We start from the raw sequence: 12,348 nt of genomic DNA, 5'->3' as shown, positions 1-12,348 counted from the left end.
CCTGCACGCCCGTTTTCCTGCCCACATTCATGACTCAGCATCTGACTCGTAACCCGCAGTTCGCGACAACGCTCGCGCATGGTCTCGAACTGCTGAACTGCTTCAAGGTCGGCGAGCCGGTTCTTGGCAACAAGGAATTCGCCGAGCGGACCGGCCTGTCGAAGGCGACCGTTTCGCGCCTCACCTACACGCTCGCGATGATCGGATTCCTCCGCTACGACAACAGCGTGCGCAAATACCGGCTGGGGTCGGCGGCGGTGTCGGTAGGTTATCCCTTCCTGCAGGGCATGCGCATCCGCGAACTGGCGCGACCGCTGATGAAGGAATTCGCCGACGCGACACGCGGGTCGGTGTCGCTCGGCATGCGCGATCGCACGCAGATGGTGTATGTCGAAACATCGCGCCGGCATGAGTCGCTCGCGTTCCGGCCGGATACGGGCGCGACGCTGCCGGTGCTGGCATCGGCGATGGGACGTGCATGGCTCGGTCGCGCGACAGCCACCCAGCGCAACGCGGTGCTCGAACTCGTGCGCGCCCGCGATCCGGTCCAATGGCAGACTTCGCACGCGTCGCTGGAGGCCGCCTTGCGCGCGTTCGCAAAGCGCGGCTTCGCGATCAGCGAAGGCGAGATCAAGCACGACATTCACGCCGTGGCGGTGCCGATGCGTACGCCGATCGACTCGGAGATCTTCGTTTTCAACTGCGGCGTGCCGCAGATTCAACTGGGCCGCCACACACTCGTTGACGAGATCGCACCGCAGTTGATGCAGATGGTCGAGACGCTCGAACGCGAACTCATGGCGCTGGACGCCACATCGGTGGACAGATCATGAAGCACGCACGTTCTGTCAATCACGTCGATACGGAGGGCCACCGCCATGTTCGTCCTGCCTGACGACGATGACCGCCAGTTTGCCGTCACGCTCGCGCGCGGACTCGAGATGCTGCGATGCTTTCTTCCCGGCGAAAGGATGCTGGCCAACCGCGATTTCGTCGAACGCACGGGGCTATCGAAAGCCACGGTTTCGCGGCTCGCCTACACGCTGACCGAACTCGGCTATCTGCGTCACGATGTCGAGGCGCGCAAATACCGGCTGGGTGGCGGCGTGCTTTCGATGGGATATCCGCTGCTGGCCGGCATGCGCATCCGCCAGATCGCGCGGCCGTTCATGCGCGAACTCGCGCTGCAGATACGCGGCGCGGTGTCGCTCGGCATGCGCGACGGGATGAACATGGTCTACATCGAAAGCTGTTCGGCGGACAAACGCTCCGACACGCGGCCCGATGTCGGCGCAGTCCATCCGGTTCTGCGCCTGGCGATGGGCCGGGCGTGGCTCGCGGGCGTCGGGCCAGAAGAACGCGAAGTGGCGTTGAACCAGCTACGCGTCGGCGTGCCGGATCAGTGGCAACGTTACCGGCCGCAACTCGATCAGGCGATGCGCGATTTTGCCGAACTGGGTGCGTGCTTTTCGCACGGCGACATGCAGAAGAACATATACGGTATCGCCGTGCCGCTGTCCGCGCCGGTCGACTCGGAAACGCTCGTTTTCAACTGCGCCGTAATGGATCACACGCCTCAGGCGCGCGCGCTGCTCGACGACGTCGCGCCGCGGCTCATTGCAATGATCGCGAACGTGGAGTCCGCGGCAGGTTTGCGCCAGACGGTCACCACAACCCCGCCGCGATATCCACGAAGATGATCTTCACGATCGTCATCGCCGGAAAGATCATCGCGTAACCGATGTCGGGTTTGTCGCCTGGCGCAAGCCGGTTTGCATACGCGAGAATCGCCGGATTGCCGCATGCGCCGGCGATGATGCCCGACAGTTCGTCGTACGGCATCCGGTACACCAGCATGCCGATGAGCAGCACCGGCAGCACCAGCGCGAGCAGAACCAGCGCGCCGAGGCCGAGCATCAGCAAACCGGTCTGGGTGACGGTCGCGGCGAACTTCGGTCCTGACGACATGCCGACCTGCGCCAGAAAAAGCGTCAGCCCAAGGTCGCGTATCACAAGGTTCGCCGAAATCGGCACGGTCCAGTTCATGCCGCGCGTGTGCCGCAGCTTGCCGAGAATCAGCGCGACGATCAGCACGCCGGAAAGCCCGAGCGACAGTTTGCCGAGGCCCGGCATCGGCAGCTGGATTGCGCCCAGCAGAAAACCGAGCGCCATGCCGAGACCGACGGAGATATAGCTGAACTGCGCCGTGCTCTTGATCGAATCGCCGAAGTACCGGCGCAGCGCCGCAAAATCATGCGGATGCGCGAGCACACCGATGCGGTCGCCGTACTCGAGCATGAGATCGGGACGCGGCAGGATGTCGGCGTCGCCGCGACGCACCTGCACGATCACCGACGCCTTCTCGCCCGGCGGATCGAGTTCGCCAATCGTGCGCCCCATCACCGCCGGACGCGACGCGAACACGCGCAGATAATCGAGGTCGCCCCGGTCGCGGACCACACGCCCGTGCGCGGCGTCGCCGAGCAGCACGCGTGCTTCGTCGAGCGCCTCCCGGCTCGCGCTGACCGCGAGCAGGACATCGTTTTCGGCGAGGATCCTGTCGGCCGCCGCGGGTGCGTTGTGATGGGCGGTCCGCACTGCGGCGATCTGCACGGTCGAAGGTAGCGCGGCCGTCACTTCGGCGAGCGGCTTGCCGCAGAACGCGACGTTGCGCAACGCGATCTCCAGATGGTCGAGACCGGCAGGCGCAACCGTCTCGATCTTTGGCCGAAAGATGAGCAGGCCGAGATAGATCAGCACGATCGGTCCGGCCACGCCGAACGGATACGAGACCGAATAGCCGACTGCGGCATCGTCGTTGCCGAGCGTCGCGATGGCCGCCTGCAACGAAGCCGTGCTCGTGCCCGAACCGGCGAAGAGGCCAAGCGCATAGCCTGCTTTCAGGTCGAGCAGCTTGCCGATTGCGATGCTCACGCCGCCCGCGCACAGCACGCCGATCAGCGCCAGGATATTTGCCCGGCGCCCCGAGGCGCTCGTCAGCCCAAGGAAGAACTGCTTGCCGTACTGCACACCGACCGCGTAGAGAAAGAGCGCGAGACCAAGCGACCCGACGATCGGCGCTGGTGCCGATTTCGGCGCGAACCAGCCAAACGCCAGCGCGACGAAGAGCACCGCGCCCACCCCCAGCGAAAAACCCTTGATGTTGATCTCGCCGACCAGGTAGCCGATGGCGACCGTGAGAAAGAGCGTCATCAACTGCTGATGTTCGAGCAACGTCTTCACGAATTCCACGTTCCCTCCCTTCGGCGTATCGGTGGTCGACAAGGCGTCGCTTCGTGGCAGCACGGCGCATCACGAAGGTCCGGTTAGGGGAGTGTAGTCGTTGTCAGATGATTCGGCGGCAGCTTACGGACAACTTGCAGCAAAAGCCTCCAGCCATTAAAATGCGAACAATTCTTATTTACGAAGTGAGCCGATTTCCTGTGTCTGTCGTTGCGCACCCCTCTGCCGCCCAGCCCGCGCGCGCCTGCGCAACCTTTCGCGCGTCATGAGGCCGCTCCTCGTTCGCCTGCATCGCTGGATGGGCGTCGCGACGGCGCTGTTCCTGTTCGTCGCCGGCCTGACGGGCGCGCTAATCGCGTGGGATCACGAACTCGACGCGGCGCTGAACCCGACGTTCTTTTACGCGCGCACAGCGGGGCCCGCGCTGCCTTCGCTCGAAATCGCCAGACGCATCGAGGCCGCCGATCCGCGCTTTGACGTCACGTACCTGCCGCTAGGCGTCGAACCCGGCCGCACACTCCAGATGATGGTGCTGCCACGCACCGATCCGAAGACTGGCCAGCCATATGCGCTCGGCTTCAACCAGCTGGCCATCGATCCGGCGACGGGCGACGTCCAGGGGCGTCGCGAATGGGGCGCCTTCTCCTTCGCGCGGATCAACCTGATTCCGTTCATCTACAAGCTGCATTACACGCTGCATCTGCCGTTCATGGGCAGTTTCGATACGGGCACGTGGCTGATGGGGATTGTCGGCATCGTGTGGCTGTTCGACAGCGTGATTGCGCTGGTGCTGTCGTTTCCGAGCGTGAAGGCGTGGCGCAAGTCGTTTGCTTTTCGCTTCGGACGCGGCGGCTATGCGCTCACGTTCGACCTGCATCGCTCGGGTGGCGTGTGGATCTGGGGTGTACTCGCGATCGTCGCGCTGACTTCGGTTTCGATGAATCTGTCCGATCCGGTCGTGCGGCCGGTTCTCTCGACCGTATCGACACTCCAGCCGACGCCCTTCGAAAATCCTGAGCTGATGCGCAAGGGCGCACCGGGGCAGACACCGCTCACGGCTGAACGCGTCGTGCAGATGGCGCAGGCCGCCGGCCGCGAAAAAGGTCTCGCGTCGCCGCCGGGCGCGCTGTATTACGTGCCGTCGTTCAACGGGTACGGTGTGGGTTTCTTCGCGCCAGGCCACGATCACGGCGACGCCGGGCTCGGCAACGCGTGGCTCTACTACAACGCCAACACCGGCAAGCTGGCAGGTGGGTCGATTCCGGGCACGGGCTCAGCCGGCGATATCTTCATGCAGGCACAATTTCCGCTGCATTCGGGTCGCATCCTCGGGATTGGCGGCCGGATTCTGATGAGCTTTACCGGCGTCGCCGTGGCCGTGCTGAGCGCGACCGGTCTGATGATCTGGCTGAAGAAGCTCGGCGCCCGGCGCCGTTCCGCGGCAGCGGCAGCGGCGCGTTCGGGCGTCACGCGGGAGTCCGCGGCGCAGTCGTGAGCGCTGCGGTGGCGATGATCTTTGCGATGGTCACGGCCCGCCAGGGCCTCACTTGACGACGTGTACGCCGCGCGCGCCTCGTCGCCGTCTGACTCAATCAAGTGACCGCGCGGCTGTTCTGTCGGCCCGTGCCCTTGCCACCCCGCCCACGGACCTCGACCGTGACGACGAAGCACACGGGCACCCTGTTTGTCGAAGCGCTGTGGCTTAATACGCGGGCACGCCGTGCCGCCTTCCACACGACTTCGCTATCGACATCCAGGTCATCTCATGTCTTCTGTTGCAGCATTCAAACTGATCCTGCTTTCGCTCATCGCGATTATCGGGCTCGAACTTCTTGCTAAACGACTGCGTCTGCCGCCTGCCGCCGCGTTGCTGATCGGAGGCATCGGGATGGCGTTCGTGCCGGGCCTGCCGCCCGTCAATCTCGATCCGGCGCTCGTCTTGATCGTGTTCCTGCCACCGCTCCTGATGGACGGTGCATGGTTCTCCGTATGGGACGAGTTCCGGCGCGATCTTGTCGGCATCCTGCTGCTCGCGATCGGCGCGGTTGCGTTCACGACGCTCGTCGTCGGCCTGATCGTGCATCTCGTCGTGCCCGCGCTGCCGCTGGCCGCCTGCTTCGCACTGGGCGCGATCGTGTCGCCGCCCGACGCCGTCGCGGCCAAAGCAGTGCTTGAGCGGGTCGCGTTGCCGCGCCGTCTGATGGTGCTGCTGGAAGGCGAGAGCCTTTTGAACGACGCGGCCGGCCTCGTGCTGTTTCGCTTCGCCGTTGCGGCCGCGCTGACCGGCGTGTTCAGCGCGCCGCACGCCATCGCGAGCTTCGCGATTCTTGGGATGGGCGGTATCGCGGTCGGTCTTGCCGCGGGCTGGGTGTTCGTCAGGCTGCTGCGCTTTCTGAACAACTCGGGCGAACTGTATCTCGTCATCACAGGCTCGGTGCTCGCGGGCTGGATCAGCTACATCGCCGGCGAAATGCTCGAAGTTTCCGGCGTCATCGCGACGGTCACCTGCGGCATGGCGCTCGGCTGGCATCAGCACGAAATCCTCTCCGCCAACGCGCGCATTCGCGGCACGGCGTTCTGGCAGGTGATGATCTTTCTGCTCGAGGCGCTGGTCTTCATCCTGATCGGTCTGTCGCTGCGCGGCGTGATCGTGCGGCTCGGCGGCCTCGGCGACGCGCTGTCGACGCTCGCGCCTGCCGTCGCGGCCGTCATCGGCACGGTCGTGGTGTCGCGCTTCGTGTGGGTGTTTGCCGTCGACTGGGTGCACGGCGTGCTACACCGACGCCTGCGACATGGCGCCCGCGCAACCGACTGGCGCGCCGCCACGATCAAGAGCTGGGCCGGCATGCGCGGCGTGGTGACGCTGGCCGTCGCCTTGTCGTTGCCGGACGAAATGCCGGGGCGCGATCTGATTCTCGTTGCCTCGTTCGCCGTGATCCTCGTGACGGTGCTCGTGCAGGGCACGACGATCGGGCTGCTCATTCGCTGGCTCGATCCCGAGCAACGCGTGGAACGCAACCCGCGTCACCTCACGGAGCCACAGGCGTGGGCGCACGTCGAAGCGGCGCAACTCGCCGCGATCCATCCGCTCGTGCACGACGCAAGCGGCAACGTGATTCACCCGCGTCTTTTCGAGCAGTACAGCTACCGCGCGCAGCTCACGCATTCATATCAGGACCAGCCGGCGTTCCCCGCCGACCGGCGCACCGCGCATTACGACGTCGTGCTGGCGGCGATCGCGGCTGGCCGTGTCGAACTGCTGCGGTTGCGTCGGGAAGGATTGATCCACGACGAACTGCTGAACATGCTCGAGCAGGATCTCGACTTGCAGGAAGTCTCGGCGCGACTCGCGCGCGGATAGCCGCGGTCGGTTGAGGAAATGAGTAAAGAAAGCCGATGCGTTGTGGACCCGGGTGTTCCGTTCCATCTGGAAACACCCGGGTCCGCATCAGGCGATTTCACGGAAACGCGGACCGCTCCGTTCTGCCCGCACGCAGTTGCGCGCGCTCGTCACGCTCGACGAGCCAGCCGATCAGCAGGCCGATCGTCGTCCAGATGATCAGCTGCATGCCGATGGCCGCCACGCGGAAATGCCACAGCAGCACGGCCGGGAAGGCCTGCGGCACTTCGTTGACCGTCGGCATCGAAAGCTGCACGGCCGCGATGATCACGACATACACCAGGCCGCCCACAATCGCCGCATTCCAGTGCCCGAACCGCGCGACCGCGCGCCGCCGCACCTTCAGCGAAAACACGAGCGCGGCGAGCGAGATCGCGATCATCAGGAAGAAAAGCCCGGTGCGCGTGCCGATCGTCTCCGGATCGCCGACCGACGGAGGATTCGCCGGATACTTGAGATTCGGCACGATCACAAGCGCGATGAACGCAGCCGCCGCGAGCATCGCCGACAGCGCACGCGCACTCAGCTTGCCCACGCGTCCGTAGGCGTACGCGAACGTCAGCGCAAAGAGCCCGCCGAACGACGCGCCATACACGACGACGCCAGTCAGAAGACCCAGGCCCGCCTGCGTTTCGCGGCTGACGAGTTCCGGTTCCGGTGCTTCGCCGCGCGCGGCGGCGGCTTTTTCCTCGAAGGAGATCGCCTGATCGACGGCCGGTTCGCCGGCCACGCGGGCGAACGCGAACGTGAGAAGTCCTGCGGCGATGCCTGCGAGCATGCCGCGTACCAACAGTTTGCCTACCATGTATATCCCCGTTAGTGGCAGGGGAAGCCGAGCAGATGGCGGCCGTCGTGGACGAACTCGTGCACCATCATGCCAGGAACCAGCGACGTCGCGCCTTCTTCGGCGCCGACGAAATACAGCGCCACGAGAAGCAGCAGGCCGACGAAAATGGCCCACGGCAACAGCTCGCGCAGGGGAATGGGTGCGGGTTGAGCGGCCGGCTTGAAAACGGCGTCAGTCATGGTGTATCTCTCCAGGGGTTACGCGCCCCGACAGTCGATTCGATAAGGGATGACACGAAGCTCAGGTCTGGCTTTCGACTCCGTGCTGGGCCGATTACAGTGGCGCGACCGCGCCGGGCTCACACCGGCTTCCGCGCTTCGAGTCTGATTATTCTACGCGCTAAACTTCGGCGCGCCAGCGCGAAGCATGCGCGACGCACTCAAAACAGGGACAGCACATGCAGACACGGTTGCAGCTGGTCAGCCACCCGGCGACACGGGAGATGCGCGTGGGCACGTTCCCCGCGGACGATCCGCTCGATTCGCGCGCGTTCGATGAACTGCGGGCCTGGCGCGGTCGTGCGCTGATCGCAGGCCAGGCCGCGCAGGTCTTTCGCAGCGCGGCGACGTGCGCGCGCGAAACGGCCGAGGCGCTCGGATTGAGCGCGGAAATCGCGCCGGCGCTCTCGGACGCCGATGCGGGCGCATGGCGCGGCCGACGGCTTCACGAGCTTGCGGCAACGGAACCCGAGGCGCTCGCCGCGTGGATACATTCGCCGGACGCCGCGCCGCCCGGCGGCGAATCGTTCCGGTCAGTGCTGGCTCGCGTGGGTTCGTGGCTCGATGCGCTCGCGCCTGCTTCCTCGTCCGCAGATGCGGGTATGCAGGTGGTCGCGCTCACGCATGCAGTCGTGATGCGCGCGGCGCTCGTTCATGTGCTCGCCGCGCCGGCTGAGTCGTTCGCAAGGATCGAGATTGCGCCGCTGTCGATCGTCGAACTGCGGCGTTCGCGCGAAGGCGTGTGGACGTGGCGGGCCGCCGCGGGCTGAAAGGAGAAACGCTGAAGAGAGGGAGAACATGCCTTCGTGCCCGCCGGGCGCCACATCCGACGCGGTAACGTCGAAGCGCGCTCCTGCGCCGCCCACGGTAAGGCGACGCGACATCCGATCCCGTAGCAGGTGGCTACGGCGGGCTGCCAGCGCGGATGGGGTGGCCCGCGCGGCTGTCCGGGCTTGAAAGCAATGTAGAAAATATACCCGGCACCTGGCTGTAAAGGCTTCCTTTTTATCACCTGAGACGGCGTTAATTCAAAACATCCTTCCGTTAGAATGATCGATATCTGAATAATCTTCTGGAGACCGATCATGAGCACGCGAAACCGTCCACTGGACAGCCAGGACCGCAAGATCCTGCGCGAACTGCAACAGAACGCCCGGCTCTCGAACGCGGAGCTGGCGGAACTCGCCGGCATGTCCACGACGGCCTGCTGGAACCGCACGCGGCAACTGGAAGCCGACGGCTACATTCGCGGCTACGTGGCGCTGCTGGACAGCGCGAAGCTCGGATTCGCCGACATCGTGTTGCTCGAAGTCACGCTCAACCGTCACGACGACGACGCGCTCGCCCGCTTCGGCGCCGAACTCGCCACGCTGCCGGAGGTGCTCGAGGCGTATCTGGTCTCGGGCGAATACGATTACCTGGTGAAGGTCGCCGTCGATGGCACGGCGGGCTATGAACGCTTCCTGCGCGAGAAGCTCTATCGCATTGCCGGCATTCGCCACAGCCGGTCGATGTTCGCGCTGCGCTGCATGAAGAGCGTGCCTTCGGTGCAGATCGCCTGAGGCCTCCCGCCAGCTTGAGCTGCCTGCGCCCCTGGATCTGCTGAACGCCGTGCGTCAAAGTCCCCGACGCAACCCGCGCTACACCGCACCGCGCTGGCGCGCGATGCAGCAACATGGTGCACCTTCCACCACGCCGCGCGCCTGCCACCCCGCCCCACTCCCACGCCAGCAAGCGCTGTAGCCGACCGGCACAAAGCTTGCATCGCCGCTCACATCGCGTCCACGACGGACGCCTGACGAGCGGATCTCTCCCATGCGCCTCGAAGCGCTCAACAAGGCAGTCCTCGATCACATGCCTGAAGAGGCGTGGAGCAAAGCCGTGAGCACGCACAAGGCCAGTCTGTCCGACAAGCCTGACCTCAGTTCGACCGCAGCACGTGTGCTGTACGCGCTGCGTCATGGCTTGCGGCAACAGGGTGCAGCCGTGTTCGCGAGCTTCACCGACAGTGCCGAAGGCTCCGCTGTCGTCGCGTTTCCTTGAGCCGCCCGATGCGTCACCCAGCTTGTCGCGGCTTAGGGATCTCATTGGAAAAAATTGAGGCGCGCCCGATTTCTGGCGCCAGGGCCGCCTTCAGGCTTGCATGATGCACAACCCGAACGAACCTCCAGCGCGTACGCCGCGCCGATCCGCGCGGCGAAGGCGTTGCGCCGGGCTACGGATGACGACGCCATGACGCTCTCCACCCGACACGTCGACCTGCTGATCCGCCGCGCGCGCATCGACGACGATGCGCCCCTCACCGATATCGTGATCGACGCCGGCCGCATCGCGGCGCTTGCCACCGACTGGGACGGCACCGCCAGCGACGAAATCAACGCCGCGGGCCGCGCAGTCGTGCCCGGCTTCATCGAGCCGCACATTCACCTCGACAAGGCGATGTGGCATCGCGCGCGGCCATCGGTGGCAGGCACCCTCGAAGAGGCGATCCGCGTGACCGGCGAGCTGAAAGCGCGCCGCAACCGCAAAGACATGCTGGAGCGTGCGCGGCGCGTGCTCGACATGGCCGTGCGCAACGGAACGACCGCGATGCGCACGCATCCGGACGTCGATCCGATCCAGCACCTGCTCGGCGTCGAGACAATGCTCGAACTGCGCGAGTCGTATCGCGACCTGATCGATCTGCAGATCGTCGCGTTTCCGCAGGAAGGATTGATCAAGGCACCGGGCACGCTGCAACTGATGGAAGAAGCATTGCGTCTCGGCGCCGACGTGGCCGGTGGTTGCCCGTACAACGAAGTGAATCGTGCCGACACCGAAGCGCACATCGACACGGTGTTCGCGCTGGCGCAGCGCTTTGACGTGGACATCGACCTGCACGCCGATTTCGCCGACGACACTACGGACGCGCGCTTCTTCGCCACGCAATACATCGCGCACAAAACGATCGATACAGGCTACCAGGGGCGCGTTTCGCTGGGACACGTGACGAGTCTTGGCTCGCTGCCGCCCGCGCAACTTGCGCCGGTAATCGAAGCGCTCGCCGAGGCGCGCATCCACATCGTCACGCTGCCCGCGACTGACCTGTATCTGGGCGGCCGCCGCGACACAGAAAACCCGCGTCGCGGGCTCACGCCGTTGCACGCGCTTACGGAAGGCGGCGTCAACGTCGCGTATTCGTCGAACAATGTGCGCAACGCGTTCACGCCGTTCGGCAACGCAGACGTACTCACCGTAGGCAATCTGCTGGCTCACGTCGCGCAGTTCGGCACGCCCTCGCAGCAGGCGCAGATTCTCGCGATGGGCACCGTCAACGCGGCGCGCTCGATCGGCATCGGCGACGACTATGGCATCGCGCCCGGGCGTCTCGCCGATCTCGTCGTGCTCGACACGCAATGGATCGCCGATGCCCTCCTCGACATGCCGCCGCGCGCGTGGGTCATCAAGCGCGGCCGCATCACCGTGACCACACGCCACTGCTGCGAGATTCATCGCGCCCATTCCACAGAAGAGGTCTAACGTGCCCGCCCCGCTCTCATCGCCCGCTTCATCGTATTCATCGAATCCGCACGCGCGGTCACAGATCGAACTCGTTCACGTGACAAAACATTACGGCGACAGCGTGGCTGTCGACAAGCTCGACCTGTTCATCGAAGGCGGCAGTTATTGCTGTCTGCTCGGGCCGTCCGGCTGCGGCAAGACCACCACGCTGCGGATGATCGCGGGACACGAAACCGTCAACGACGGCGACGTGCTGATTGGTGAGCGCAACGTCACACTGCTCGAACCGAGCGAGCGCGGCACAGCGATGGTGTTTCAGCACTACGCGCTGTTTCCACATCTGTCGGCACTCGATAACGTCGCGTTCAGCCTGCGCATGCGTGGCGTCGGTCGTGAAGAGCGCGAGCAGCGTGCGAAGGCGCTGCTGGAACTCGTTTCGATGGGCGCGTACGCGCATCGCAAGCCGGCGCAGCTGTCCGGCGGCCAGCAGCAGCGCGTCGCGCTCGCGCGGGCGCTGCTGAACCAGCCGCGCTGCCTGCTGCTCGACGAACCACTCTCCGCGCTTGATCCGTTCCTGCGCGTGCAGATGCGTGCCGAGCTCAAGCGCTGGCAGAAAGATCTTGGCATCACGTTCGTTCATGTGACCCACTCGCAGGAAGAAGCGCTGGCGCTCGCCGATCTCGTCGTCGTGATGAATGGCGGCAAGATCGAACAGGCCGGCACACCGCATGAAGTGTTCAATCATCCGCGCACCGAATTCGTCGCGCGTTTTCTGGGCGCGCACAACGTCATTCCAGCAGGTCAGCAGATGATCACCGTGCGCGCGGACCAGTTGCGCGTTGCCCCGCATGGCACCGTGCCCGTGCAGGACGGGCGCGAGGGCATGAGCCGCATTGGCGGCGTGCCGTGTCGTGTGACTGCTACCGAGTATCACGGCACGCATGTGCGCATGAGTCTTTCAACCGTCGATACCGATCGCGAACTGGTCGCGCTCGTCGGCGATGCTGAATACGATCCCGCGCACATGCAGGTGGGTGCGCGTGTCGTTGTCTGGTGGAGTGAGGCACATGCGCACGCGCTTGCTGCCTGAAGCACGCTTTAACGATCCGAATCTCTCTAAAAGCACCATAAACGCAACG

General features: G+C 65.0%; 12 protein-coding genes. 9 read left to right on the top strand and 3 right to left on the bottom strand.

Going from position 1 to position 12,348, the window contains the following annotated elements; genetic code table 11:
- The first annotated feature begins 29 nt into the window (after nucleotides 1–29).
- Both LPA36_RS20375 and LPA36_RS20370 read left to right on the top strand, forming a co-directional pair.
- The gene (locus tag LPA36_RS20375) at nucleotides 30–833 is read left to right on the top strand and encodes an IclR family transcriptional regulator (protein WP_228880678.1); all 804 of its coding nucleotides are present in this window, start codon (nucleotides 30–32) and stop codon (nucleotides 831–833) included.
- Between the two features lie 45 nt (nucleotides 834–878).
- Complete coding sequence (locus tag LPA36_RS20370; RefSeq protein ID WP_228880676.1) at nucleotides 879–1,700, top strand: IclR family transcriptional regulator; 822 nt, start codon at nucleotides 879–881, stop codon at nucleotides 1,698–1,700.
- Here the strand turns inward: LPA36_RS20370 and LPA36_RS20365 are convergent.
- Nucleotides 1,666–3,252, bottom strand: coding sequence for an aspartate:alanine exchanger family transporter (locus LPA36_RS20365; protein WP_228881131.1), 1,587 nt, complete (start codon nucleotides 3,250–3,252; stop codon nucleotides 1,666–1,668). The genes LPA36_RS20370 and LPA36_RS20365 overlap by 35 nt on opposite strands.
- A gap of 256 nt (nucleotides 3,253–3,508) precedes the next feature.
- Here LPA36_RS20365 and LPA36_RS20360 point away from each other — a divergent pair, with 256 nt between their 5' ends.
- Together LPA36_RS20360 and LPA36_RS20355 are read left to right on the top strand one after the other, a co-directional pair.
- On the top strand, nucleotides 3,509–4,738 hold the full coding sequence (locus LPA36_RS20360; protein WP_228880674.1) for a PepSY-associated TM helix domain-containing protein: 1,230 nt from the start codon (nucleotides 3,509–3,511) through the stop codon (nucleotides 4,736–4,738).
- Nucleotides 4,739–5,008: 270 nt separating this feature from the next.
- The gene (locus LPA36_RS20355; protein WP_228880670.1) at nucleotides 5,009–6,604 is read left to right on the top strand and encodes a Na+/H+ antiporter; all 1,596 of its coding nucleotides are present in this window, start codon (nucleotides 5,009–5,011) and stop codon (nucleotides 6,602–6,604) included.
- 97 nt (nucleotides 6,605–6,701) lie between these two features.
- Here LPA36_RS20355 and LPA36_RS20350 read toward each other — a convergent pair whose 3' ends face one another.
- Both LPA36_RS20350 and LPA36_RS20345 read right to left on the bottom strand, forming a co-directional pair.
- Nucleotides 6,702–7,448, bottom strand: a complete 747-nt coding sequence (locus LPA36_RS20350; RefSeq protein ID WP_228880668.1) for a CbtA family protein — start codon at nucleotides 7,446–7,448, stop codon at nucleotides 6,702–6,704.
- 11 nt (nucleotides 7,449–7,459) lie between these two features.
- Nucleotides 7,460–7,669 (bottom strand): CbtB domain-containing protein, encoded by a 210-nt coding sequence (locus LPA36_RS20345; protein WP_228880665.1) that lies wholly within the window; start codon nucleotides 7,667–7,669, stop codon nucleotides 7,460–7,462.
- Between the two features lie 218 nt (nucleotides 7,670–7,887).
- Between LPA36_RS20345 and LPA36_RS20340 the strand changes: the two genes are divergently transcribed.
- From LPA36_RS20340 to LPA36_RS20320, 5 genes are all read left to right on the top strand, one after another.
- Nucleotides 7,888–8,478, top strand: a complete 591-nt coding sequence (locus LPA36_RS20340) for a histidine phosphatase family protein (RefSeq protein ID WP_228880663.1) — start codon at nucleotides 7,888–7,890, stop codon at nucleotides 8,476–8,478.
- 315 nt (nucleotides 8,479–8,793) lie between these two features.
- Complete coding sequence (locus LPA36_RS20335; RefSeq protein ID WP_228880661.1) at nucleotides 8,794–9,270, top strand: Lrp/AsnC family transcriptional regulator; 477 nt, start codon at nucleotides 8,794–8,796, stop codon at nucleotides 9,268–9,270.
- Nucleotides 9,271–9,523: 253 nt separating this feature from the next.
- Entirely contained in the window at nucleotides 9,524–9,751 is a 228-nt protein-coding gene (locus tag LPA36_RS20330; protein WP_228880658.1) for a hypothetical protein, read from the top strand.
- A gap of 189 nt (nucleotides 9,752–9,940) precedes the next feature.
- Nucleotides 9,941–11,227, top strand: a complete 1,287-nt coding sequence (locus LPA36_RS20325) for an amidohydrolase family protein (protein ID WP_228880655.1) — start codon at nucleotides 9,941–9,943, stop codon at nucleotides 11,225–11,227.
- Nucleotide 11,228: 1 nt separating this feature from the next.
- Nucleotides 11,229–12,299 carry an ABC transporter ATP-binding protein gene (locus LPA36_RS20320; protein WP_407674312.1) on the top strand — a complete coding sequence of 357 codons (1,071 nt, stop codon included), beginning with the start codon at nucleotides 11,229–11,231 and terminating at the stop codon, nucleotides 12,297–12,299.
- Nucleotides 12,300–12,348 lie beyond the last annotated feature (49 nt).

The sequence above is a fragment of the Paraburkholderia saeva genome, from assembly GCF_907164555.1.
GTDB lineage: Bacteria > Pseudomonadota > Gammaproteobacteria > Burkholderiales > Burkholderiaceae > Paraburkholderia > Paraburkholderia saeva.
Note: the sequence above shows the minus strand (reverse complement) of the source record. Positions and strands in the feature narration are given on the sequence as shown.